Raw genomic sequence first — 23,360 nt, forward strand, 5'->3', positions numbered from 1 at the left:
CGTTTCGCCGCCGGTCACCGCCAAATTCACGGCGGCAGATTGTAAAGCCCCCGCGCCGCCAACGCCATAGTAAGAAAATATTACAGAGGTCAGAGCAGATTAACGCGTTGATATTCCATATTTTTGTTATAGACACGCCACCATTTCGTCATGTCCAAATCAAAAAAACGTCATATTTTCCTTTTCCCCGGCACCGGTTGTCACTGATAATGCGCGGCGTTCATGTCCACAAACTGGCGTAACGCTTATGCTGCATTTGTTCGCTGGCCTGGATTTCCATACCGGCCTGATGTTAATTCTCGCATTGTTGTTCGTGTTGTTTTATGAAGCCATCAACGGTTTTCATGATACGGCCAATGCGGTCGCTACAGTTATTTATACCCGCGCCATGCGCTCGCAACTTGCGGTCGTGATGGCAGGTTTGTTCAACTTTCTTGGCGTAATGCTCGGCGGTTTGAGTGTTGCTTACGCCATCGTCCACTTGTTGCCTACCGATCTGTTGTTGAACGTCAGTTCAGCACACGGATTAGCCATGGTCTTCTCCATGCTGTTGGCGGCAATCATCTGGAACCTCGGCACCTGGTATTTCGGTCTGCCGGCGTCCAGTTCCCATACGCTGATAGGCGCAATCATCGGTGTCGGTTTAACCAACGCCCTGATGACCCACACTTCGGTCGTGGATGCGCTTAACGTCCCGAAAATGATTGGCATTTTCCTTTCTCTGCTGTTCTCGCCGCTGGTCGGCATGATGGTGGCGGGAGTGATGGTGTTCGCCTTGCGCCGCTATTGGAGTGGCACCAAGAAACGCCAGCGTATCCACATGACCCCAGCGGAACGTGAAAAGGTCGACGGCAAACGCAAGCCGCCGTTCTGGACCCGTATCGCGCTGATCCTGTCGGCGATTGGCGTCAGCTTCTCGCACGGCGCCAACGACGGTCAGAAAGGCATCGGCCTTATCATGCTGGTGCTGATCGGCGTTGCCCCGGCCGGCTTCGTGGTCAATATGAATGCAACCGGTTATGACATCACCCGTACGCGTGACGCCGTGACCCACCTGCAGCAATATTACCAGCAGCACGGCGACGCGCTGTCGCATGCGGTGTCGTTGACGCCGCTGGTGCCAAGCCCGGATGACGAAGCCACGCCTGGCAAACCGGCCGAGTTCCACTGCGACAGTTCACGCGCCATGCCGGCGATCGAGCTGGCTCAGGGCATGCTAACCAACCTGCAAAGCTACGATCAGTTGACGGTTGAGCAGCGCAGCCATTTGCGCCGCCTGCTGATGTGCGTGACCGACACGGCGGATAAAGTCGCCAAGCTGCCGGAAACCTCATCCGCCGACCAGCGCTTCCTGAAGAACCTGCGTCAGGATCTGCTGCAGACCGTCGAGTACGCGCCGATGTGGATCATCGTCGCCGTCGCGCTGGCGCTGTCGCTCGGCACCATGGTGGGCTGGAAACGCGTAGCCACCACCATCGGCGAGAAGATCGGCAAGAAAGGCATGACCTACGCCCAGGGCGTATCGGCCCAGATGACCGCGGCGCTGTCGATCGGCGTGGCGAGTTATACCGGCATGCCGGTCTCCACCACCCACGTTCTCTCTTCGGCGGTTGCCGGGACGATGATCGTGGACGGCGGCGGTGTGCAGAGCAAAACCGTGAAGAACATCCTGTTGGCTTGGGTGCTCACCCTGCCAATCTCGATTCTGCTTTCCGGTGCGCTGTATTGGGTCGCGTTGAAGCTGATCTAAGCGACAAGCATCATGAGGAAGGCGGCCGCATGGCCGCCTTTTTTTTTGCCTGCATCAAGGGAAACAGAAAGGCATTAATACCAAATCATCATCGCTATCAGGCAGATGACCACCAGGCCGCACAGGGCCGAAGTCAGCATAAACTGCCCGCGCACCCGCTCACAGCGGCGAATAAACTCCGGATCGTGGTGCTCGACATAGCGCTGCGCGAAAATATAACGCACCAGCCTCAGCTGCTTGCTGGGTTGGCCGTGGGCGGTAAAGAAACCGCCGCCGTCGACATATTGGTACAGCAGCGGGTCACAGCCGCGCAATACCACCAGCAGCGCGCGCAGAGAAGAGTAATACCGCACCATGTTAACCACACACACCACACACAAGGCCCAAAACAGCGCGACGGTACTGATCATGATTGCCCCCTCAAGGCGTTGTTATCCGCGGCCATCCGCCGGGTCCAACCGCCCTACCTCATTACCCGATACTCTGCTGGAGCTTACCGCTCTCATCCCCTTTTTTAGCCTGCACGGGCCACGCCCATAACCCACCGCCTCCGAAGACGTTGCCGCACCGCACGATGAGATTTGCACGGCATGGTTCTACTCAGAGGAGAAATGATGAGGCCCATATCCATCATTGTAGGTTAATGAAACGCAAACTGGCCTGAGCAGTGGATAAAATTTACCGCCCTGTGCCGAAAAGTCACCTGCCGGGGCGTTATAAGCGATAACCGCCCGTTTTCGATTAGGCTGTTTTTATGGATAGTCTATCCCGCGCCACGCCGCTGATCTTTCCCCCCACGCTGGCTAGACTCAGGTTTCCGTTACGCTTATCCAAGGAAACTGTTATGGCAAACCATTCAATCAAGGGAAAAACCGTCCTGATCGCCGGCGGCGCCAAGAACCTCGGCGGGCTGATCGCGCGCGATTTGGCTGAGCAAGGCGCCAAAGCGGTGGTGATCCACTACAACAGCGCCGCCTCCAAAACCGAGGCGGAGAAAACCGTCGCCGCCATTCAGGCCGCCGGGGCGCAAGGCGTCGCGCTGCAGGCCGATCTGACCACGGCGGGCGCGGTCGAGAAGCTGTTCGCCGATGCTGTCGCCGCCGTCGGCAAGCCGGATATCGCCATCAATACCGTCGGCAAGGTGCTGAAAAAGCCGCTGATCGACATCAGCGAAGCCGAGTATGACGAGATGACCGCGGTCAACGCCAAAACCGCGTTCTTCTTCCTGAAAGAAGCGGGTAAGCACCTTAACGACAACGGCAAAATCTGCACGCTGGTCACCTCGCTGCTCGGCGCCTTCACGCCGTTCTACGCCGCTTACGCCGGCACCAAAGCGCCGGTGGAGCACTTCACCCGCGCCGCCGCCAAGGAGTTCGGCGAGCGCGGCATCTCCGTGACGGCGGTCGGCCCCGGCCCGATGGATACCCCGTTCTTCTACCCGGCGGAAGGCGCGGACGCCGTGGCCTACCACAAGACGGCGGCGGCGCTGTCGCCATTCAGCCAAACCGGCCTGACCGATATCGAAGACGTGGTGCCGTTCATCCGTCATCTGGTCAGCGACGGCTGGTGGATAACCGGCCAAACCATCCTGATCAACGGCGGCTACACCACCAAATAAACCCGGCGGGGGCACCTATCGCCCCCGCACCTGCTCGCGCGCAACCGCGCCATGCGGCTACACTCTCTGTCAGAAACGGCGCCAAGGAACAGCAGGTCAACGAGATGGACAGATTCAATCAATACCGCGTATTCGTGCAGGTGGCGGAGATGGGCAGCTTTATCCGGGCGGCCCATGCGCTGGAGGTGCCGCGCGCCTCGGTGTCCGCCGCCGTTCAGCAACTGGAAACGCAGTTGGGCGTGCGCCTGCTGCACCGCACCACACGGCAAGTGCGGCTGACCGCCGACGGCGAACAGCTGCTCGAACGGCTGCGCCCGCTGCTGGCCGAGGTGGAAGATATCGATCAATCGTTTCAGGCCAGCCAACGGCAGGCCTCCGGGCGGCTCAGCGTCGATGTGCCGAGCCGCATCGCCCGTCGGCTGATCGCGCCGGCGCTGCCCAGCCTGCTGCGGCGCCACCCTCATCTGCAGCTGGTGCTCGGCTCCGCCGATCGCGCCATCGATCTGGTGCAGGAAGGGGTCGACTGCGCGGTGCGCGTCGGCGATCTGCACGACAGCAGCCTGGTGATGCGCCCGCTCGGCCATATCGCGCTGATCAACTGCGCCAGCCCCGCCTACCTGAGCGAATTCGGCCATCCTCTTCATCCCGCCGATCTCGCCGAGGGGCACTGGAGCATCGGCTACGCCTCGCCCAAAACCGGCCGCGAATCCCCCTGGGAATACCTGACCGGCGACGGCCACACCCAGCGGCTCGACTTGCCCAGCCGGGTGGTGGTCAACAACGCCGAAAGCTATATCGCCTGCTGCCGCGCCGGGCTGGGATTGATGCAAATCCCGCGCTACGACGTGCAACACCTGCTCGACGCCGGTGAACTGGTGGAAGTCCTGCCCGGTTACCGCGCCGCCTCCATGCCGATCGCCCTGATCTACCCCCATCGCCGCCAGCGTTCCCGCCGTTTGGCGGTGTTTCATGAGTGGTTTGAAAGCCTGCTGCAACCGCATCTGGAGCGCTGATTGCACATTTAGCGCTATACTTTGTTTAATAACGCTTATAATTCAAGCGGTCAGACCGTTAAAACCCGCATAACCCTTAGGCTTTTTCGCCGCGCGGGTGTACAACGAAAGGTATCGTGCGCAGAGATTTTCGATGCGGCGCAGTGTGATCGCCCCAACATATCATTGCGTTATCCGAATGATACTATGGAACCAAAAGCGCCAGGCGGGTAAACGGAACGCCTGCTAACCCTTTTTAATCGGCATGTTTATGGAAGGAGTAATCTTATGGCTTACAAACACATACTGATCGCGGTGGACCTATCCCCGGAAAGCAAGATCCTGGTAGAAAAAGCCGTCTCGATGGCGCGGCCGTACAACGCTAAAGTTTCTCTGATCCACGTCGATGTCAACTATTCCGACCTCTATACTGGCCTGATCGACGTCAATCTCGGCGACATGCAAAAACGCATCTCTGAGGAAACCCATCAGGCGCTGACCGAGCTGTCGCAAAACGCCGGCTACCCGATCACCGAGACTCTGAGCGGCAGCGGCGATCTGGCGCAGGTGCTGGTGGACGCCATCAAGAAATACGACATGGATCTGGTGCTGTGCGGTCACCACCAGGACTTCTGGAGCAAACTGATGTCTTCCGCTCGCCAGCTGATCAATACCGTGCACATCGATATGCTGATCGTGCCGCTGCGCGACGAAGAAGACGAATAAAGTAAGCGCTTGCTAACTTAACTGCCCAACGCCCGCGCCCTGCGGGCGTTTTTCATGCCGCTACGCCGATTAATCGCTTGATAATCAACCGCCCTCCGATGATATAGTCGCTAAAGACACAACATCCTCCCCCGAGCATCATCTATACCCAAATCTATAAGAAATAGCGGGGGAAAATTTAATGCTAAAAGGAGTTATCCATGGAATATGCCGTATCGGTAGAGTCTTTCCTGTCCTCGTTACAACGCCATAACCCCCACCAGCCGGAATATCTGCAGGCCGTGCGCGAAGTGTTCACCTCGCTGTGGCCATTTATCGAGCGCAACCCGCGCTATCGCGAACAGGCGCTGCTGGAGCGCCTGGTGGAGCCCGAGCGCATCATTCAGTTCCGCGTCAGCTGGGTGGACGATCGCGGCCAGGTGCAGGTCAATCGCGCCTTTCGCGTCCAGTTCAACTCGGCCATCGGCCCCTACAAGGGCGGCATGCGCTTCCACCCGTCGGTAAACCTGTCGATCCTGAAGTTCCTCGGCTTTGAGCAGACCTTCAAGAATGCGCTGACCACCCTGCCGATGGGCGGCGGCAAAGGCGGCTCCGATTTCGATCCGAAGGGCAAAAGCCAGGGCGAGATCATGCGTTTCTGCCAGGCGCTGATGACCGAGCTGTATCGCCACTTGGGCCCGGACACCGACGTGCCGGCCGGCGACATCGGCGTCGGCGGCCGTGAAGTCGGCTTTATGGCCGGCATGATGAAGAAACTGTCCAACAACACCGCCTGCGTGTTTACCGGCAAAGGGCTCTCCTTCGGCGGCAGCCTGATCCGCCCCGAGGCGACCGGCTACGGCCTGGTGTACTTTACCGACGCCATGCTGCAGCGCCACGGCTTGGGCTTTGAGGGCATGCGGGTGGCGGTGTCCGGCTCCGGCAACGTGGCGCAGTACACCATCGAGAAAGCGTTGGAGCTGGACGCGCGCGTGATCACCGTGTCGGATTCCGGCGGCACTCTGGTGGACGAAGACGGCTTCACCACCGAGAAGCTGGCGCACCTGGCGGAGATCAAAAACCAGCGCTACGGCCGGGTGGCGGACTATGCCCGCGAACGCGGCCTGACCTACCTGGCGGGCCAGCAGCCGTGGAACGTGCCGGTGGATATCGCCCTGCCGTGCGCCACCCAGAACGAACTGGACCTCGAGGCGGCGCAGACGCTGATCCGCAATGGGGTGAAAGCGGTGGCGGAAGGCGCCAACATGCCGACCACCATCCAGGCCACCGACGCCTTCCTCGACGCCGGGGTGCTGTTCGCGCCCGGCAAGGCGGCCAACGCCGGCGGCGTAGCCACCTCGGGGCTGGAGATGGCGCAAAACGCCGCGCGCATCGGCTGGCGGGCGGAAAAAGTGGATGTACGTTTACAACATATCATGGCGGATATTCACCATGCCTGCGTGGAATACGGCGGCGAGGGCAAGCAAACCCACTATGTACACGGCGCGAATATCGCCGGTTTCGTTAAGGTTGCGGAGGCGATGCTGGCCCAGGGCGTGCTGTAATCGGGCGCAAAGGTGATCTTGTTCACACATCGATTAAATGCTTCAATGCCGGCCTCTGCGCCGGCATTTTTTTCCGCGTCCAAGCCATCAAAATGATGCATGAAAGTTAATTAAAGGTTAATAAAAAGTTATTTATGGTCGTTTGATTGGTAGTAAGTTTACCACCACCAAATAATTAAACATTTATTTAACACTAAATACGCCAGTATTTTACTTAAATGTGCGCAGATCACATTTTATTAACTTCAGCTACGCCCCCTCTTCCATTCCTTTGTAATCTGCAGCGGTGGAAAAACCGCCACCCCTACAGATAAAAAAAGGTACAGCTAATGAAATTTAACCTCGCATTATTAAATGCATGTGTGGTTTCTGCGTGCATGTTATCGACAACACCTGTGTTCGCCGCTGATAAATATGAGATTGCCGTGGTCGCCAAAGTGACCGGCATTCCGTGGTTCAACCGCATGGAAGTGGGCGTCAACGAAGCGGCGAAAAAACTCGACGTCAACGCTTACCAGACCGGCCCGTCTACGCCGGATCCGGCTGCGCAGGTCAAGGTGATTGAGGATCTGATCGCCAAGAACGTCAACGCCATCATCGTGGTGCCGAACGACGCCAAGGTGCTGGAGCCGGTGCTGAAAAAAGCGCGCGACAAAGGCATCGTGGTGCTGACCCATGAATCCCCGGACCAGCAGATCGGCCAGTGGGACATCGAGACCATCGACAGCGAGAAATACGCGCAGGCCAACGTCGATGAGCTGGCGAAAGACATGGGCGGCAAAGGCGGCTACGCGATCTACGTCGGCTCGCTGACTGTGCCGTTGCACAACGCCTGGGCCGATTCCGCCATCAAATACCAGAAAGAAAAATACCCGGACATGTTTGAAGTCACCTCGCGCTTGCCGGTGGCGGAAAGCATCGACAAATCCTACGCCACCACGCTGGATCTGATGAAAACCTATCCGCAGATGAAGGGCATCATCGGCTTCGGTTCGCTCGGCCCAATCGGCGCCGGCCAGGCGGTGGCCAAGAAACGCGCCAAGGACAAAATCGCGGTGGTGGGCATCGCCATGCCGGCGCAGGCCGCTCCTTACCTGATGCGCGGCGACATCAAGAAAGCGCTGCTGTGGGATCCGAAAGACGCCGGTTATGCGCTGGTGACGGTGGCCGACCAGCTGCTGCAGGGCAAAGAAGTGAATAAGGACCTGTCGATCGAGGGCCTCGGCAAAGCCGACGTCGATATGGAACACAAAGTGATTCGGTTTAATAAGATTTTGGAAGTGACCAAAGACAACGCCCAATCGCTCGGATTCTGATTTTTCGCGTAATTTCGCCACACCGGGAAAGTAGTTAAACCCTCGTAGGGGCGCAGCAACGCTGCGCCCAGGGCTTCGGCCGCTACGCAAGCACAGGTTAACGTTATGACAGCCTCCCCCGCATTTATCACCCTGGAGAATATCAGCAAGCGATTCCCAGGCGTGCTGGCATTAGACCAGATCAACCTGACGCTGAATAAAGGCGAAGTGCACTGCCTGGCCGGGCAAAACGGCTGCGGCAAAAGCACCATCATTAAAATCATCTCCGGCGTCTATCAGCCGGAAAAAGGCGCCAATATTTCGCTGGAAGGCAAACTCTTCCACGCCCTGACGCCGCAGCTGTCCGGTTATTACGGCATACAGGTGATCTACCAGGACCTGTCGCTGTTCCCTAACCTGACGGTGGCGGAAAACATCGCCATCCACCGTTACCTGCCCGGCGGCCACTTCTGGGTGCACAAGCGGGTGATGCGCCAGACGGCGCTGGACGCCATGGCGCGGGTCGGCGTACACATCGATCCCGATAAAAAAGTAGAAAAACTGTCGATCGCCGATCGGCAGCTGGTGGCGATTTGCCGCGCCATCGCCGCCGAAGCGCGCTTGGTTATCATGGACGAACCGACCGCCTCGCTGACCCGCCAGGAGGTCGACGGCCTGCTGCGGGTGGTCAACGAACTGAAGGCGGCCGGCATCTGCGTGGTGTTCGTCAGCCACCGATTGGATGAAGTGATGGAAGTCGCCGATCGCATCAGCGTGATGCGCGACGGCAAGCTGGTGGGCACCTGGCCGGCCAGCGAACTGGACAGCCATGAACTGGCGTTCCTGATGACCGGCCAACGCTTTCATTACAGCCCGCTGCCCCCGCTGCCGCCGGCCGAACAGGCGCCGCTGCTCGAGGTGCGCAACCTCAGCCGCGGCGAGAAATACCGCAACGTCAATCTGGCGCTGCGCGGCGGCGAGATCGTCTCGATCGTCGGCCTGCTCGGCGCCGGCCGCACCGAACTGTGCCTCAGCCTGTTCGGCATGACGCGGCCGGACAGCGGCGAGATCCGCATCGAGGGCCGGTCGGTGCAGCTGCACAACAACCGCGAAGCGGTGCGCCACGGCATCGGCTACGTGTCGGAAGATCGTCTGACGCAGGGATTGATCATGGAGCAATCGATCTACGACAACACCATCGTCACCGTCTTCGATCGGCTGCATACCTCGCTCGGGCTGCTGGATCACGCCAAGGCGACCGAGCTGGTTAACCGGCTGATCCGCGATTTGAACATCAAGGTGTCCGACAGCGCATTGCCGGTGAAAACCCTGTCCGGCGGCAACGCCCAGCGCATCGCCATCGCCAAATGGGTCGCGACCCAGCCGAAGATCCTGATCCTCGACTCGCCCACCGTCGGCGTCGACATCGCCAACAAAGAGGGGATCTATCAGATCGCCCGCGATCTGGCGCAACTGGGCATGGCGGTGCTGATGATCTGCGACGAGATCCCGGAAGCCTATTACAACAGCCATCGGGTGATGGTGATGCGCAAAGGCGAGCTGATCGCCGAATTCGCGCCGCACCAGAGTACCGAACAACAGATCGCCGAGGTGGTGAATGGATAAGTCATTATTGGCCCGCCTGGCCGGGCGGCACGAGTTTTATCTCGGCCTGCTGGTGCTGCTGCTGGCGATCGGCCTGAGCGCCGGCACCGATGAGTTTCTGACGCTCGGCAACCTGACCGACGTCGCCACCAGCTACGCCATTCTCGGCATCCTGGCCTGCGGGCTGTTCGTGGTGCTGATCGCCGGCGGCATCGACATTTCGTTCCCGGCGGTCACCGCCATCGCGCAGTATGTGATGGCCAGTTGGGTGATCCAGCACGGCGGCAGCTTCCCGCTGGCGTTCGCCCTGGCGATTGGCGTCGGCCTGCTGCTCGGGCTGGTGAACGGTTTCCTGGTGTACTGGCTGAAGGTGCCGGCGATCATCATCACCATCGCCACCCTTAACCTGTTCTACGGCCTGCTGGTATACGCCACCAACGGCACCTGGCTGTACGGCTTCCCGGACTGGTTCATGAACGGCATCAACTGGTTCTCGTTCCAGGGCGCCGACGGTTACGACTACGGCCTGACGCTGCCGCTGCTGTGCCTGCTGGCAACCATCGTCGTCACCGGCGTGCTGATGAACCGCACCCGGCTGGGGCGCCAGATCTACGCCATGGGCGGCAACCGCGACGCGGCGTCGCGCCTGGGGTTGAACCTGCTGCGGCTGCACTTCTGCGTCTACGGCTATATGGGCATTCTGGCCGGCGTCGCGGCGGTGGTGCAGGCGCAGATCACCCAGTCGGTGGCGCCCAACTCGCTGCTCGGCTTCGAGCTGACGGTATTGGCGGCGGTGGTGCTGGGCGGCACCAGCATGAGCGGCGGCCGCGGATCGTTGACCGGCACCCTGCTCGGCGTGGTGCTGCTGGCCTTCCTGCAAAACGGGCTGACGCTGCTCAGCGTCTCGGCCTATTGGCACCAGGTATTCAGCGGCGCGATCATTTTGATCAGCATCAGCACCACCGCCTGGAACGAAAAACGCAAGCTGCTCAAGGAGATCTGACATGACGCAGTTAACTCGGTTGATCCCAAACGATCGGATCATTCGCCTGCAGGGCGCGATCATCATCGCGGTGGCGCTGCTGTTCGCCGGGCTGCTCGGATCGCGCTTCTTCAGCCTCGGCAACTTCCAGTCGATCGCCTCGCAGCTGCCGATCCTCGGCCTGCTGGCGCTCGGCATGGGCATCACCATGCTGACCGGCGGCATCAACCTGTCGATCATCGCCGGCGCCAACGCCTGTTCGCTGGTGATGGCGGCGATCATCGTCAGCCATCCCGACCAGCCGCTGTTCCTGGCGCTGGCGCTGTTGGCCGGCCTGCTGGTGGCGGTGGCGATCGGCGCGCTCAACGGCGCGCTGGTAGCCTGGATAGGCGTCTCGCCCATCCTCGCCTCGCTCGGCACCATGACCCTGATCACCGGCCTGAATATTCTGCTGTCCAACGGCGCGGTGATCTCCGGCTTCCCGGCGGCGATTCAATTTCTCGGCAACGGCGCCGTGCTCGGCGTGCCGGTGGCGCTGATCCTGTTCCTGCTGGTGGCGGTGGGTCTGTGGCTGCTGCTGGAGCACACCACGCTGGGGCGCAGCCTGTACCTGATCGGCTCCAACGAGCAGGCCACCCGCTTCAGCGGCGTGAACACCGCGCGGGTGCAGATCGCGGTGTATATCCTGTCGGCGCTGCTCGGCTGGGGCGCCGCCCTGCTGATGATGGCCAAGTTCAACTCGGCCAAGGCCGGCTACGGCGAATCTTATCTGCTGGTGACCATTCTGGCCTCGGTGCTGGGCGGCATTAACCCGGACGGCGGCTTCGGCCGCATTCTGGGGCTGGTGCTGGCGCTGATCGTGCTGCAAATGTTGGAAAGCGGCCTCAATTTGCTGGGGGTCAGCAGCTACCTGACCATGGCCCTGTGGGGCGGCGTGCTGATCCTGTTTATCGCGTTACAGAATCGAAAAGCCTGAGGAGAAAATAATGGCGAGCTATTTTATTGGCGTAGATGTGGGCACCGGAAGCGCGCGCGCGGGCGTATTCGATCTCAATGGCCGCATGGTCGGCCAGGCCAGCCGGGCCATCGATCTGTACCGGCCGAAGGCGGATTTCGTCGAGCAGTCGTCGGATAACATCTGGCAGGCGGTGTGCAATGCGGTGCGCGACGCGGTCAACCAGGCCGACATCAACCCGATCCAGGTCAAAGGGCTGGGCTTCGACGCCACCTGTTCGCTGGTGGTGCTGGATAAAGAAGGCAAACCGCTGACCGTCAGCCCCTCCGGCCGCACCGAGCAGAACATCATCGTGTGGATGGATCACCGGGCGATCGCCCAGGCCGAGCGCATCAACGCCACCAAACACCGGGTGCTGGACTTCGTCGGCGGCATCATTTCGCCGGAGATGCAGACGCCGAAACTGCTGTGGCTGAAGCAACACATGCCCACCACCTGGGCCAACGCCGGTTACCTGTTCGATCTGCCGGACTTCCTCACCTGGCGCGCCACCCAGGACGCCACCCGCTCGCTGTGCTCGACGGTGTGCAAGTGGACCTATCTCGGCCACGAGCAGCGTTGGGACAAGAGCTACTTCCAGCAGATCGGGCTGGAAGACGTGCTGGAACACGACGCCGCCAAGATCGGCAGCGACGTTAAAATGATGGGCGAGCCGCTGGGCCACGGCCTGACTCAGCGCGCCGCCAGCGAGATGGGGCTGATCGCCGGCACGGCGGTGAGCGTGTCAATCATCGATGCCCACGCCGGCACCCTCGGCACGCTGGGCGCCACCGGCGTCTCCGGCGAGGTGGCCGACTTCAACCGCCGCGTCGCGCTGATCGGCGGCACCTCCACCGGTCATATGGCGATGTCGCGCACCGCGCGCTTTATCGGCGGCGTTTGGGGGCCGTATTACTCGGCGATCCTGCCGGAATACTGGTTGAACGAAGGCGGCCAGTCCGCCACCGGCGCGCTGATCGACCACGTCATCCAGTCGCACCCGTGCTATCAGGAGCTGCTGGCGCAGGCGAAAACTCAGGGCCAGACCATCTATGAGGTGCTGAACGCCATTCTGCGCCGCATGGCCGGCGAGCCGGAGAACATCGCCTTCCTGACGCAGGACATTCACATGCTGCCGTACTTCCACGGCAACCGCTCGCCGCGCGCCAACCCGACGCTGACCGGCATCCTGACCGGGCTGAAGCTGTCGCGCACGCCGGAGGACATGGCGCTGCACTACCTGGCCACCATTCAGGCCATCGCGCTCGGCACCCGCCACATCATCGAAACCATGAACCACAGCGGCTACAGCATCGACACCATCATGGCCAGCGGCGGCGGCACCAAGAACCCGATCTTCGTGCAAGAGCACGCCAACGCTACCGGTTGCGCCATGCTGCTGCCGGAGGAGAGCGAAGCGATGCTGCTGGGCGGCGCGATGATGGGCACCGTGGCGGCCGGCGTGTTCGACACCTTGCCGGAGGCGATGAGCGCCATGAGCCGCATCGGCAAGACGGTGACGCCGCAGACCAACCAGATAAAAAGCTACTACGATCGCAAATACCGGGTGTTCCACGAGCTGTACAACGACCACATGAAATACCGCCGGTTGATGCAGGAGGAGGCGTGATGCAGCAAGAGTGGCGGCAGGCTGTGCAGGGCTGGCAAACCTACAGCCAGGAGCTGGCGCAGCTGGGCGAACGCCTCGATGCGCGCACCTGGCAACGGCTGCTGGCGCTGCTGGCCGACTGCCGCGGTAAAATCGCCGTCACCGGCGTCGGCACCTCGGGGATTGCGGCGCGCAAGATAGCCCATATGCTGGCCTGCGTGGAGCGGCCGGCGGTCTACCTCGACGCCACCGGCGCTGCGCACGGCGATCTGGGTTTTCTGCGCGCCGACGATCTGCTGATCCTGATCTCGCGCGGCGGCAATTCCGACGAGCTGACCCGCCTGCTGCCGACGCTGCAGGCCAAGGGGGTGACGCTGATCGCGGTGACGGAAAACCCGCATTCCGCCATCGCACAGGCGGCGCAGCTGACGATCGCCTCCGGGGTGCAACGGGAGATAGATCCGCTGAACATGCTGGCCACCACCTCGATTGTGCTGGTGTTGGCGATCTTCGACGCCGCCTGCGCCTGCCTGATGACGCGCAGCGGCTATGACAAGGCCGCCTTGCTGGCGGTGCATCCGGCCGGCGGCGTGGGGAAAAGTTTGCGGGAGGAAAACTGAGGGCCCGACACGGCGGGCCCGGCAGACATTACAGCGGCATGTAGATGTCGAAACGGTGGCTTTTGGTCAGCGTGGCGGCGTGCGCCGGCACGTCGGCCAGCGGCGGCGCGTAGTCCGGGCGTTTCACCACCACGCGCTTGGTCGCCAAACGGCGCGCCGGTTCCAGCAGGCCGTCGGCGTCATCGTCGCTGCCCACCAGCGATTGGAACACCCGCATCTCTTTCTTCACCAGCGCGCTTTTCTGCTTGTGCGGGAACATCGGATCGAGATACACCACCTCGGGGCGCGGGCTGAGATCCGCCAGCGCCGTCAGGCTGGAGGCGTGCAGCAGCGTCAGGCGCTCGCGCAGCCACGGGCCGATTTCCGCATCCTGATAGCCGCGCTGCAGGCCATCGTCCAGCAACGCCGCCACCACCGGATTGCGCTCCAGCATCCGCACCCGGCAGCCCAGCGCCGCCAGCACGAAGGCGTCGCGCCCCAGCCCGGCGGTGGCGTCCACCACGTCCGGCAGGTAGCTGCCCTTGATGCCGACCGCCTTGGCCACCGCCTCGCCGCGGCCGCCGCCGAAGCGGCGCCGGTGCGCCATGGCGCCGGAGACGAAATCGACGTAGATCCCGCCCAGCTTCGGCTCGTCGCGCTTGCGCAGTTCCAGCCGCTGCGGGGTCAATACCAGCGCCATCGGCGCGTCGTCGTCGGACGTCAGCCGCCAGCGCTGCGCCAAAACAGACAAGGCGCCGGGATCGGCGCCTGCTTCACACAATAAACACACGCTCACGTGTCGGGTTATCCTTTAATGCCGTAATGGCGCAGCATAGCATCCAGCTGCGGCTCGCGGCCACGGAAGCGTTTGAACAGCGCCATCGGCTCTTCCGAACCGCCGCGCGACAGGATGTTGTCGAGGAAGGATTTGCCGGTCTCGGCGTTGAAAATCCCCTCTTCTTCGAAGCGCGAGTAGGCGTCGGCCGACAGCACTTCCGCCCACAGGTAGCTGTAGTAACCCGCCGCGTAGCCGCCGGCGAAGATGTGGCTGAAGGCGTGCGGGAAGCGGCCCCAGCTCGGCGAAGGCACCACCGCCACCATTTTCTTCACTTCCGCCAGCGTCGGCAGGATCTGCGCCCCTTTCTCCGGGCTGTATTCGAAGTGCATGCGGAAATCGAACAGACCGAACTCCAGCTGGCGCAGAATGAACAGCGCCGCCTGGTAATTCTTGGCCGCCAGCAGCTTGTCGAGCATGGCCTTCGGCAGCGGCTCGCCGCTCTGGTAGTGGCCGGAGATAAACGCCAGCGCTTCCGGCTCCCAGCACCAGTTTTCCATAAACTGGCTCGGCAGCTCGACCGCATCCCACGGCACCCCGTTGATGCCGGAGACGCCGGCGGTATCGATCTGCGTCAGCATGTGGTGCAGACCGTGGCCGAACTCGTGGAACAGCGTCGTCACTTCGTTATGGGTGAACAGCGCCGGCTGGTCGCCCAGCGGGCGGTTGAAGTTGCAGGTCAGGTAAGCGACCGGTTTTTGCAGCGTGCCGTCGGCCTTGCGCAGGCTGCCGACGCAGTCGTCCATCCAGGCGCCGCCGCGTTTGTTTTCGCGGGCGTACAGATCGAGGTAGAAGCTGCCGCGCAGTTCGCCGTCGGCGTCGAACAGATCGAAGAAGCGCACGTCCGGATGCCAGGTATCCACGTCTTTACGCTCTTTGGCGGTGATGCCGTAGATGCGTTTCACCACTTCGAACAGCCCTTCCACCACACGCTGTTCCGGGAAGTACGGGCGCAGCTGCTCGTCGCTGATGGAGAACAGGTGCTGCTTCTGTTTTTCGCCGTAATAGGTGATGTCCCAGGCGTCGAGCTCGTCCACGCCATAGTGCTGTTTGGCGAAGGCGCGCAGCTGCGCCAGCTCCTGCTCGGCCTGCGGGCGGGCGCGCTTGGCCAGATCGCTCAGGAAGCCGATCACCTGCTCCGGGCTTTCCGCCATCTTGGTCGCCAGCGACTTGTCGGCGTAGGTGTCAAAGCCCAGCAGCTGAGCCAGCTCGTGGCGCAGCGCCAGCGTTTCCGCCATCACTTCGCTGTTGTCCCATTTGCCGGCGTTCGGCCCCTGGTCAGAGGCGCGGGTGGCGAAGGCGCGGTACATCTCTTCACGCAGCGCGCGGTTGTCGGCGTAGGTCAGCACCGGCAGGTAACTCGGCATGTCCAGCGTCAGCAGCCAGCCGTCCTGCTCTTTGGCCTGCGCCATCGCCTGGGCCTGCGCCAGGGCGCTTTCCGGCAGGCCGCTCAGCTCGGCTTCGTCGGTAATCAGTTTGCTCCAGCCCATGGTGGCGTCGAGCACGTTGTTGCTGTAGGTAGAGCCCAGTTCGGACAGGCGCGCGACGATCTCGCCGTAGCGCTGCTGTTTGTCCGCCGACAGGCCGATGCCCGACAGCTCGAAGTCGCGCAGCGCGTTGTCCACCGCCTTGCGCTGCGGCACGCTCAGCGTCTCGAACGCCGCGCCCTCTTTCAGGCTGCGGTAGGCCTGGTACAGCCCTTCGTGCTGGCCGACCCAGGTGCCGTACTCGGACAGCAGCGGCAGCGCCTGCTCATAGGCGGCGCGCAGCTCCGGGCTGTTTTTCACCGAGTTCAGGTGCCCGATCGGCGACCAGATGCGCGACAGGCGATCGTCCGACTCCGCCAACGGCTGACACAGATTGTCCCAGGTGAACGGCCCCGGCTGCGCGACCACGCGCTCTACCGCAGCGCGGCAGTCCGCCAGCGCGGATTGCACCGCAGGCACGATATCTTCAGGGCGGATCGCCGAAAACGGCGGCAGGGAAAACGGGGTCAGCAACGGATTTGTCATAGGGCAGTCCTGATTAGCGTTGGGGCCCGCCACTGGGGCGAGCCTTAAAATGCGTATGAATCTCTAACATGGAGCCAGGCAACAGGAAAATCAATGCCCGGCGTTGATCGTTCGTGCCTTAAACGGCGCATTGGCGAATGCGGGCGGCCAGCGCCGCCAGCTGTTCGTCGTCGGCGCGCGCCGCATCGTGGGAGGAGATATAACCTTCGTAACGCGTGAAAAACTTCGGCGAGGTCGATTCGATCGGCCGCCACTGCTCCAGCGACGCGGTGCCGTGCAGCGGGATCAGTTTGGCATGCACATGGTCGACGCCGTAACCCTCGAACACCATGCCGCAGCGGCCGACGTCGTCGAACGCGCGATCCAGCTGCCGCGCCACCCGCTTGGTCGCCAGCATCAACGCACTCAGCACCTCGTCCGGCAGGTCAAACGCGTAGCTCGGGTGGTGCGCCTTGGGGATCACCACGCTGAAGCCGTCGGTGTTGGGAAAGATGGACAGGAACGCCAGATGGTCGTCGTCTTCCCAGATTTTATGGCACGGCGCCTTGCCCGCCACGATGTCGCAAAAAATGCAGCTCATCCTTTCTCCTTGTGATTCACAGCGTTTCAACCCGTTCGAATTCTTCGAATACCAGCCACATGTCCGGCGCAAAGCTCCCCTCGCGGGTAAAGAATGCCTGATGCCCCTCGCGCCAAAATGCCAGGCTTTTGTCGCCTTCGCCCTCTTTGGCCGCCATCTCGGCGGTCACCTGGTCGTAACGCACCAGGCGCAGCGCCAGGGTCCTGATCACGCAGGCCGGTTCGCCGCGGCCATCGAGAACGATGCTGTAATCGCCGATCCTCGGGGTTGGTTCCCGACGATAGCTCGCATAGGAACTGCAGGTGGCGGTTTTATCCCCGCTCAGCACCAACCCCAGCAGTTCGTCGGCTAACGCGGGGCCGTCGCCGAACGCCCAGCGCGCCGCGTCGGGGTAATTCGCCAAAATCGCCTGTTTGCTCATCGTCCTGTCCCTTTCTGTTAACGTCTGCGGCAACGGAGTCCGGTTTTTCCCGGCCAGACAGTTTATACTGTGCAGATTATAAGCCTTATTGCATTGAATGCTCCGTCTGCGGAGCACAAGGAACCGCCACTCGTCATGTTAAGTTATCGCCACAGTTTCCACGCCGGCAACCACGCCGACGTGCTCAAACACACCGTTCAGAGCCTGATCATCGAGTCGCTGAAGGAAAAAGAGAAGCCGTTCCTGTATCTGGATACCCACTCGGGCGCGGGCCGTTATCAGCTCAGCGGCGAACACGCCGAGCGCACCGGCGAATACCTGGAAGGCATCGGCTTGCTGTGGCAACGCGACGATCTGCCCGAGGAGCTGGCGGCCTACATGAGCGTGGTGCACAACTTCAACCGTTCCGGCACGCTGCGCTACTACCCCGGTTCGCCGCTGATCGCCCGCCAGCTGCTGCGCCCTCAGGATAAAATTCACCTGACCGAGCTGCACCCGAGCGATTACCCGCTGCTGCGCAGCGAGTTCCAGAAAGACGAGCGCGCCAAAGTGCAGCGCGCCGACGGCTATCAGCAGCTGAAATCCCAGCTGCCGCCACCGTCGCGCCGCGGCCTGATCCTGATGGACCCGCCGTATGAAATGAAGACCGATTACCAGGACGTGGTCAAAGGCATTCAGGAAGGCTACAAGCGTTTCGCCACCGGCACCTACGCGCTGTGGTACCCGGTGGTGATGCGCCAGCAGATCAAACGCATGCTGCGCGATCTGGAAGCCACCGGCATTCGCCGCATCCTGCAGATCGAGCTGGCGGTGAAACCCGACAGCGATCAGCGCGGCATGACCGCCTCCGGCATGATCGTCATCAACCCGCCGTGGAAGCTGGAGCAGCAGATGAAAAACGTGCTGCCGTGGCTGCACAAGGTGCTGGTGCCGTCGGGCATCGGCCACCATCTGGTCAACTGGGTGGTACCGGAATAATCCCCGGCAGGGCGCGCTTTGCCGCGCCCTGCGTCCGCCTATCGCAGCCATCGACGCAATCTTTGCGACAAACCCCGGTCAGGCGTTAAACTCTTACCCTCTTCAAATTCACAACTCATGGAAATCCCAGATGACGAAACATTACGATTATCTAGCAATTGGCGGCGGCAGCGGCGGTATCGCATCGATCAACCGGGCAGCCATGTACGGCCAAAAGTGTGCGCTGATTGAAGCCAAAGAGCTGGGCGGCACCTGTGTAAACGTGGGTTGTGTACCGAAAAAAGTCATGTGGCACGCGGCGCAGATCGCCGAGGCCATCCATCAGTACGGCCCGGACTACGGCTTCGACACCACCGTCAACGCCTTCGACTGGAAAAAGCTGGTCGCCAACCGCACCGCCTATATCGACCGCATTCACAACTCCTACGATAACGTGCTGGGCAAGAACAAGGTTGACGTGATCAAAGGGTTCGCGCGCTTCGTGGATGCGCACACCGTGGAAGTGAACGGCGAAACCATCACCGCCGATCACATCCTGATCGCCACCGGCGGCCGCCCAAGCCATCCGGCTATTCCGGGCGCGGAATACGGTATCGACTCCGACGGCTTCTTTGAGCTGGACGCCATGCCGAAACGCGTCGCCGTGGTGGGCGCCGGCTATATCGCCGTAGAGATCGCCGGCGTGCTGAACGCGCTGGGCGCGGAAACGCACCTGTTCGTGCGCAAGCACGCGCCGCTGCGCACCTTCGATCCGATGATCGTCGACACCCTGGTGGAAGTGATGAACACCGAGGGGCCGAGCCTGCATACCGAATCGGTGCCGAAAGCAATCGTCAAGAACGCCGACGGCAGCCTGACGCTGCAGCTGGAAAACGGCAAGGCATTCACCGTCGACTGCCTGATTTGGGCCATCGGCCGCGAACCGGCGACCGACAACCTGAACCTCGGCGTGACCGGGGTGAAAACCAATGAGAAAGGCTACATCGACGTCGATAAGTTCCAGAACACCAACGTCAAAGGCATCTACGCGGTGGGCGACAACACCGGCGCGGTAGAACTGACCCCGGTCGCCGTGGCCGCTGGCCGCCGCCTGTCCGAGCGCCTGTTCAACAACAAGCCGGACGAGCACCTGGACTACAGCAACATCGCCACCGTGGTGTTCAGCCACCCGCCGATCGGCACCGTCGGTCTGACCGAGCCGGAAGCCATCGAGAAATTCGGCGCGGACAACGTGAAGGTGTACAAATCCTCCTTCACCGCCATGTACAGCGCCGTCACGCAGCACCGCCAGCCGTGCCGCATGAAGCTGGTGTGCGCGGGTAAAGAAGAGAAGATCGTCGGCCTGCACGGCATCGGCTTCGGCATGGACGAGATCCTGCAGGGCTTCGCGGTGGCGGTGAAGATGGGCGCCACCAAGAAGGACTTCGACAACACCGTGGCTATCCACCCGACTGCGGCGGAAGAGTTCGTCACCATGCGCTGAGGCGCTACGTTTATCCTTCTCTCAGGCCGGGGTAAATACCGGCCTGTTCTTTTTGTGCGGTTTACTATTCCCTTCGCACCCGCCTGCTTTTTCTGCCATTATTCTGCCTGATAAATTAGCGGGACTGATACAAACCTCCCCGCGCCTCTGGAGAACGCCGATGCTGTTCAAACTATGCAAAACCCTTGCGATGGCCTGCGTGGCCCTGATTATCGCCCAGAGCAGCGCGCTCAGCTTTACCCTGGAAGTGGCGGGCAAGATCGACAACGTGACCGATCCGGTCAAAAAAAGCTATCTGTTCACCGATAAACAGCTGTTGGCGATGCCGGTGCACAGCATCACGACCTCCACCTCCTGGACGCCGCAGAGGAAGTTTGAAGGGATTTCGGTGGCCGACATCCTGGAGCGCGTCGGCGCCAAGGGCGAGACGCTGACCTTCTACGCGCTGAACGATTATTACATCGACGTGCCGTTGTCCGACGTCAAGAAGTACAACATGATCCTGGCCTACAAGATGGACGGGGAGATGCTGAAGCTCAGAAACTTCGGCCCGCTGTTCCTGGTTTACCCGCGTGACGCCGCCGGGCCTGAGCTGAACTCGCCGTTGTACAACTCGCGCTTTATCTGGCAAGTCGACAGGATCGTGATCAAATGAAGCTGACGACCTTTAAGAACGGCAGCAGGCTGGCGATACCGGCCATCTTCGCCGCGCTGTTTCTGGTGGCTTCGACCGTCACGCTCTATTACTACAGCGCCACCCTGTCGAAGAAAGGGCTGTATGCCATCGCCGGCACGCAGGAGAACTACTCCTGGTCGATCGCCAAGTTCTCCATCAAGCTGGCGGAATTCGACACGTTCGTCGAGCAGCAGAGCCACGCGCCGCAGGTGGACAACGACAACCTGCGGCTGCGGTTCGAAATCCTCTATTCGCGCTTTTACTTGCTGGAAACCGTCTCCGAATCCACGCAACCGCTGTACGCCGAGCCGGGCTACCCGGAAGTGGTCAAGCAGATGCGCCTGCAGATGGATCGCATCGATAAACTGCTGGATAACCCGAAAATCGACTTCAATCAGGTTTTCGCGGCCATGAAGGCCATTAAGCCTTACGCCATCGAAATGGCCAACCTGACCGACCACGCCGAGGTGAAGCAGCGCACCGCCGCCTATGAGGACTACATCGAGAAACGGCACATCATTTTCTATGGGCTGGTGATTGTCATGTTCTCGGTGATCGCGCTGATCGCCATCACCCTGATCGTGTTCCGTCAGCAGCGGCTGACCATTCGCCAGCAGGCCAAGGCGATCGAGGCGGAGAAAGCGACCCGCACCAAAAACGCCTTCCTCGGCGCCATCGGCCACGAACTGCGCACCTCATTGCAGAGCGTGATGTCGGCCATCGACGTGCTGGTGAATACCCGGGTATCGGCGGAGCATGCGGACACCTTCCAGCGGCTGGAGACCGCCGCGCAGCAGATCGAAAGCCAAATGAAAGATCTGACCGACTACGCGCACCTCGACAGCGGCATGATGGAGCTGCGCATCGTGCCGTTCGACGCGCAGAAGCTGATCGCGGAGACCGCCAACGAAATCGCTACTTTGACCCGCAAAGAGCAGGTCAAACTGAGCTGCGAGGTGGAGTGCAGCCACCTGTTGGTGCATTCCGACCCGCTGCGCATCCGGCAGATTATCGTCAACCTGCTGACCAACGCCTACAAATACACCGAAAGCGGCAGCATTACGCTGCACAGCTGTCTGCGCCGTCAACCCGGCGGCAGTTCGCTGATTATCGAAGTGACCGACACCGGCATCGGTATCGAAAAAGACCAGCTCGATCAGATCTTCAAACCCTTTACCCAGTTGGATCAGTCGCATACCAAGCAATATGCCGGCGTGGGGATGGGGTTGGCGATCGTGCACGGCCTGGTGACGCTGCTCGACGGCACCATCACGGTGTACAGCGAAATCAAGAAGGGCAGCACCTTTATCGTCAGCATTCCGGTGCAGATCAGTGAAGAAGAACGCGCCGACGAGCCCGCCACCGCCAATACCTCTCTGCAGCAGAAACCGCAGCAGGTGCTGGTGGTGGATGACAACAAGTCGGTGGGTGACGCCTTTGCGGCGTTGCTGGATAAGCTGGGTTACCAGCACGAACTGTGCGACTCGCCGGAGCGCGCGCTGCAGAAACTGCTCAGGCGCCCTTATGACGCGCTGTTGCTGGATCTGCAGATGCCGGGCATCGACGGCGCCGCCCTGGCCAGGCAGCTGCGCAATCGTCGCGGCCCCAACCGCCATGTGCCGATCATCGGCATCAGCGCCTACACGCCGGAGCAACTCACGGCGGATCAGCGCGCGCTGTTCGACAACTACCTGATGAAGCCGGTTCGGCTGGATGCGCTGTCGAACGCGCTGGCCGAGGTGTTCCCCGCTAAAGATTAAAACAGCGTTGCAGTGCGGCTTCGATCACATGGAGCCGCACCGGTTTTTCATAAGGGCCGAGCACATCGTACTCGCGCATCGCCTGAGCGATTTCCGATTCGCGTCGATCGGTGCCCAGCTCACCGGTCAGCACCAGTACCGGCGCGTCCGGGTTGTCGGAGGCGCGGATGGTGGCGATACAGCGATCCGCCGTTTCTTCACCGATCAGCCAGTCCACCACGTAACCGTCGAACAGGCTTTGCTGCAACGCCTGACAGAAGCTGTCGACGTCGTAAAACGCCACCGCGTTGAAACCGCAGCCGCCAAGATACTTGGCCAACTCATCGGCCGCCTGATGCGAATCGTCCAATACCGCAATGCTCAGACGCTCGTCGTCGCCATAGCCGGGCCGGATTTCGATCAGCTCGACGCCATAACGCGGCCCTGCCGGCGCCTCATCGGCGCGATAGATATGCCATTGCCCCTCGATGCGCAGCGCCACAAATTCCGCCGGCCGCCCGGCGGGAAGCTCGTCGCCGATGTGCCCGACGCAAGGCATCGCGACCCCTGCCACAAAAAAGATGGCATCGCGCGCCATGTTCGGTTCGGCCGCCTCGTGTTCGGCACTCAAATCGGCGATCGCCGCCGGCGTTTCTCCGAGCGCGGCCGCGACGCTGTTGATCTGTTCCAGCGTCCAGGGGCTTTGCCCTTTCAATTTGCGGTGCGCATGTGAAAAACTCAGATCCAAGATGCGGCTGAGCTCTCGGGCATGCTGACGTTTTCCAATCCCGTAATGTAAAAACAGCTCTCTGACCCGATTGGCAATCGACTGTGAATCGAATTTTTGGTGATTATTATCCATTTGTTCCTTCGATTTTTTTTACTGATTTATCAGTCGTTTTGATTATTTCTGCTGAAAAAG

General features: G+C 61.1%; 21 protein-coding genes. 15 read left to right on the plus strand and 6 right to left on the minus strand.

What is annotated here, in order from left to right:
• Window positions 1-247 precede the first annotated feature (247 nt).
• The gene (pitA, locus tag ACP3TA_RS04710) at window positions 248-1,750 is read left to right on the plus strand and encodes an inorganic phosphate transporter PitA (RefSeq protein ID WP_033645348.1); all 1,503 of its coding nucleotides are present in this window, start codon (window positions 248-250) and stop codon (window positions 1,748-1,750) included.
• 74 nt (window positions 1,751-1,824) lie between these two features.
• Here the strand turns inward: pitA and uspB are convergent, their stop codons facing one another.
• Entirely contained in the window at window positions 1,825-2,160 is a 336-nt protein-coding gene (uspB, locus tag ACP3TA_RS04715; protein ID WP_004930978.1) for a universal stress protein UspB, read from the minus strand.
• A gap of 434 nt (window positions 2,161-2,594) precedes the next feature.
• Here uspB and ACP3TA_RS04720 point away from each other — a divergent pair, with 434 nt between their 5' ends.
• The 10 genes from ACP3TA_RS04720 to ACP3TA_RS04765 all read left to right on the plus strand — a co-directional run bounded on the left by ACP3TA_RS04720 (window position 2,595) and on the right by ACP3TA_RS04765 (window position 13,735).
• Window positions 2,595-3,368 (plus strand): SDR family oxidoreductase, encoded by a 774-nt coding sequence (locus ACP3TA_RS04720; protein WP_033645349.1) that lies wholly within the window; start codon window positions 2,595-2,597, stop codon window positions 3,366-3,368.
• A gap of 104 nt (window positions 3,369-3,472) precedes the next feature.
• Window positions 3,473-4,381 carry a LysR family transcriptional regulator gene (locus ACP3TA_RS04725; RefSeq protein WP_042785536.1) on the plus strand — a complete coding sequence of 303 codons (909 nt, stop codon included), beginning with the start codon at window positions 3,473-3,475 and terminating at the stop codon, window positions 4,379-4,381.
• A gap of 267 nt (window positions 4,382-4,648) precedes the next feature.
• Entirely contained in the window at window positions 4,649-5,086 is a 438-nt protein-coding gene (gene uspA, locus ACP3TA_RS04730) for a universal stress protein UspA (RefSeq protein ID WP_004930988.1), read from the plus strand.
• A 200-nt stretch (window positions 5,087-5,286) separates the two neighbouring features.
• Entirely contained in the window at window positions 5,287-6,630 is a 1,344-nt protein-coding gene (gdhA, locus tag ACP3TA_RS04735; protein WP_021505207.1) for an NADP-specific glutamate dehydrogenase, read from the plus strand.
• Between the two features lie 329 nt (window positions 6,631-6,959).
• Complete coding sequence (locus tag ACP3TA_RS04740; RefSeq protein ID WP_033636379.1) at window positions 6,960-7,946, plus strand: autoinducer 2 ABC transporter substrate-binding protein; 987 nt, start codon at window positions 6,960-6,962, stop codon at window positions 7,944-7,946.
• Between the two features lie 105 nt (window positions 7,947-8,051).
• Window positions 8,052-9,551, plus strand: coding sequence for a sugar ABC transporter ATP-binding protein (locus ACP3TA_RS04745; protein ID WP_033645351.1), 1,500 nt, complete (start codon window positions 8,052-8,054; stop codon window positions 9,549-9,551).
• Window positions 9,544-10,533: an ABC transporter permease gene (locus ACP3TA_RS04750; RefSeq protein WP_015379367.1), complete on the plus strand. Its 990-nt coding sequence runs from the start codon at window positions 9,544-9,546 to the stop codon at window positions 10,531-10,533. The genes ACP3TA_RS04745 and ACP3TA_RS04750 overlap by 8 nt, the downstream gene beginning before the upstream one ends.
• A gap of 1 nt (window position 10,534) precedes the next feature.
• Window positions 10,535-11,488 carry an ABC transporter permease gene (locus ACP3TA_RS04755; protein WP_016930441.1) on the plus strand — a complete coding sequence of 318 codons (954 nt, stop codon included), beginning with the start codon at window positions 10,535-10,537 and terminating at the stop codon, window positions 11,486-11,488.
• Between the two features lie 10 nt (window positions 11,489-11,498).
• Complete coding sequence (locus tag ACP3TA_RS04760; RefSeq protein ID WP_004931001.1) at window positions 11,499-13,136, plus strand: FGGY-family carbohydrate kinase; 1,638 nt, start codon at window positions 11,499-11,501, stop codon at window positions 13,134-13,136.
• Window positions 13,136-13,735 (plus strand): KpsF/GutQ family sugar-phosphate isomerase, encoded by a 600-nt coding sequence (locus ACP3TA_RS04765; RefSeq protein ID WP_170853399.1) that lies wholly within the window; start codon window positions 13,136-13,138, stop codon window positions 13,733-13,735. Before ACP3TA_RS04760 ends, ACP3TA_RS04765 begins: the two co-directional genes overlap by 1 nt.
• Before the next feature lie 28 nt (window positions 13,736-13,763).
• Here the strand turns inward: ACP3TA_RS04765 and rsmJ are convergent, their stop codons facing one another.
• The 4 genes from rsmJ to ACP3TA_RS04785 all read right to left on the minus strand — a co-directional run bounded on the left by rsmJ (window position 13,764) and on the right by ACP3TA_RS04785 (window position 17,562).
• Window positions 13,764-14,510, minus strand: coding sequence for a 16S rRNA (guanine(1516)-N(2))-methyltransferase RsmJ (gene rsmJ, locus ACP3TA_RS04770; RefSeq protein ID WP_028128290.1), 747 nt, complete (start codon window positions 14,508-14,510; stop codon window positions 13,764-13,766).
• An 8-nt stretch (window positions 14,511-14,518) separates the two neighbouring features.
• On the minus strand, window positions 14,519-16,561 hold the full coding sequence (prlC, locus tag ACP3TA_RS04775; RefSeq protein ID WP_033645356.1) for an oligopeptidase A: 2,043 nt from the start codon (window positions 16,559-16,561) through the stop codon (window positions 14,519-14,521).
• A gap of 118 nt (window positions 16,562-16,679) precedes the next feature.
• Entirely contained in the window at window positions 16,680-17,141 is a 462-nt protein-coding gene (locus ACP3TA_RS04780) for an HIT family protein (protein ID WP_042785540.1), read from the minus strand.
• Window positions 17,142-17,157: 16 nt separating this feature from the next.
• Window positions 17,158-17,562 carry an ASCH domain-containing protein gene (locus ACP3TA_RS04785; RefSeq protein ID WP_206196451.1) on the minus strand — a complete coding sequence of 135 codons (405 nt, stop codon included), beginning with the start codon at window positions 17,560-17,562 and terminating at the stop codon, window positions 17,158-17,160.
• A 135-nt stretch (window positions 17,563-17,697) separates the two neighbouring features.
• On the opposite strand from ACP3TA_RS04785, the gene ACP3TA_RS04790 reads away from it, so the two are divergent.
• The 4 genes from ACP3TA_RS04790 (at window position 17,698) to ACP3TA_RS04805 (ending at window position 22,459) form a co-directional block, all read left to right on the plus strand.
• Window positions 17,698-18,540: a 23S rRNA (adenine(2030)-N(6))-methyltransferase RlmJ gene (locus tag ACP3TA_RS04790; RefSeq protein WP_033636386.1), complete on the plus strand. Its 843-nt coding sequence runs from the start codon at window positions 17,698-17,700 to the stop codon at window positions 18,538-18,540.
• A gap of 130 nt (window positions 18,541-18,670) precedes the next feature.
• Window positions 18,671-20,023 carry a glutathione-disulfide reductase gene (gorA, locus tag ACP3TA_RS04795; RefSeq protein ID WP_033645358.1) on the plus strand — a complete coding sequence of 451 codons (1,353 nt, stop codon included), beginning with the start codon at window positions 18,671-18,673 and terminating at the stop codon, window positions 20,021-20,023.
• Between the two features lie 160 nt (window positions 20,024-20,183).
• Entirely contained in the window at window positions 20,184-20,678 is a 495-nt protein-coding gene (locus tag ACP3TA_RS04800; RefSeq protein ID WP_033645359.1) for a molybdopterin-dependent oxidoreductase, read from the plus strand.
• Window positions 20,675-22,459: an ATP-binding response regulator gene (locus tag ACP3TA_RS04805; RefSeq protein ID WP_426784551.1), complete on the plus strand. Its 1,785-nt coding sequence runs from the start codon at window positions 20,675-20,677 to the stop codon at window positions 22,457-22,459. Before ACP3TA_RS04800 ends, ACP3TA_RS04805 begins: the two co-directional genes overlap by 4 nt.
• Here ACP3TA_RS04805 and ACP3TA_RS04810 read toward each other — a convergent pair.
• Window positions 22,449-23,300, minus strand: coding sequence for a helix-turn-helix domain-containing protein (locus ACP3TA_RS04810; RefSeq protein ID WP_033645361.1), 852 nt, complete (start codon window positions 23,298-23,300; stop codon window positions 22,449-22,451). The genes ACP3TA_RS04805 and ACP3TA_RS04810 overlap by 11 nt on opposite strands.
• Window positions 23,301-23,360 lie beyond the last annotated feature (60 nt).

Origin of the sequence: Serratia sp. 2C06 (assembly GCF_050037615.1) — a bacterium.
Taxonomy (GTDB): Bacteria; Pseudomonadota; Gammaproteobacteria; order Enterobacterales; family Enterobacteriaceae; genus Serratia; species Serratia ureilytica.

Bases quoted from the DNA above. Each gene is read 5' to 3' on its own strand.
- pitA (WP_033645348.1), top strand. From the start codon at position 248: ATGCTGCATTTGTTCGCTGGCCTGGATTTCCATACCGGCCTGATGTTA.
- uspB (WP_004930978.1), bottom strand. From the start codon at position 2,160: ATGATCAGTACCGTCGCGCTGTTTTGGGCCTTGTGTGTGGTGTGTGTG.
- ACP3TA_RS04720 (WP_033645349.1), top strand. From the start codon at position 2,595: ATGGCAAACCATTCAATCAAGGGAAAAACCGTCCTGATCGCCGGCGGC.
- ACP3TA_RS04725 (WP_042785536.1), top strand. From the start codon at position 3,473: ATGGACAGATTCAATCAATACCGCGTATTCGTGCAGGTGGCGGAGATG.
- uspA (WP_004930988.1), top strand. From the start codon at position 4,649: ATGGCTTACAAACACATACTGATCGCGGTGGACCTATCCCCGGAAAGC.
- gdhA (WP_021505207.1), top strand. From the start codon at position 5,287: ATGGAATATGCCGTATCGGTAGAGTCTTTCCTGTCCTCGTTACAACGC.
- ACP3TA_RS04740 (WP_033636379.1), top strand. From the start codon at position 6,960: ATGAAATTTAACCTCGCATTATTAAATGCATGTGTGGTTTCTGCGTGC.
- ACP3TA_RS04745 (WP_033645351.1), top strand. From the start codon at position 8,052: ATGACAGCCTCCCCCGCATTTATCACCCTGGAGAATATCAGCAAGCGA.
- ACP3TA_RS04750 (WP_015379367.1), top strand. From the start codon at position 9,544: ATGGATAAGTCATTATTGGCCCGCCTGGCCGGGCGGCACGAGTTTTAT.
- ACP3TA_RS04755 (WP_016930441.1), top strand. From the start codon at position 10,535: ATGACGCAGTTAACTCGGTTGATCCCAAACGATCGGATCATTCGCCTG.
- ACP3TA_RS04760 (WP_004931001.1), top strand. From the start codon at position 11,499: ATGGCGAGCTATTTTATTGGCGTAGATGTGGGCACCGGAAGCGCGCGC.
- ACP3TA_RS04765 (WP_170853399.1), top strand. From the start codon at position 13,136: ATGCAGCAAGAGTGGCGGCAGGCTGTGCAGGGCTGGCAAACCTACAGC.
- prlC (WP_033645356.1), bottom strand. From the start codon at position 16,561: ATGACAAATCCGTTGCTGACCCCGTTTTCCCTGCCGCCGTTTTCGGCG.
- ACP3TA_RS04780 (WP_042785540.1), bottom strand. From the start codon at position 17,141: ATGAGCTGCATTTTTTGCGACATCGTGGCGGGCAAGGCGCCGTGCCAT.
- ACP3TA_RS04785 (WP_206196451.1), bottom strand. From the start codon at position 17,562: ATGAGCAAACAGGCGATTTTGGCGAATTACCCCGACGCGGCGCGCTGG.
- ACP3TA_RS04790 (WP_033636386.1), top strand. From the start codon at position 17,698: ATGTTAAGTTATCGCCACAGTTTCCACGCCGGCAACCACGCCGACGTG.
- gorA (WP_033645358.1), top strand. From the start codon at position 18,671: ATGACGAAACATTACGATTATCTAGCAATTGGCGGCGGCAGCGGCGGT.
- ACP3TA_RS04800 (WP_033645359.1), top strand. From the start codon at position 20,184: ATGCTGTTCAAACTATGCAAAACCCTTGCGATGGCCTGCGTGGCCCTG.
- ACP3TA_RS04805 (WP_426784551.1), top strand. From the start codon at position 20,675: ATGAAGCTGACGACCTTTAAGAACGGCAGCAGGCTGGCGATACCGGCC.
- ACP3TA_RS04810 (WP_033645361.1), bottom strand. From the start codon at position 23,300: ATGGATAATAATCACCAAAAATTCGATTCACAGTCGATTGCCAATCGG.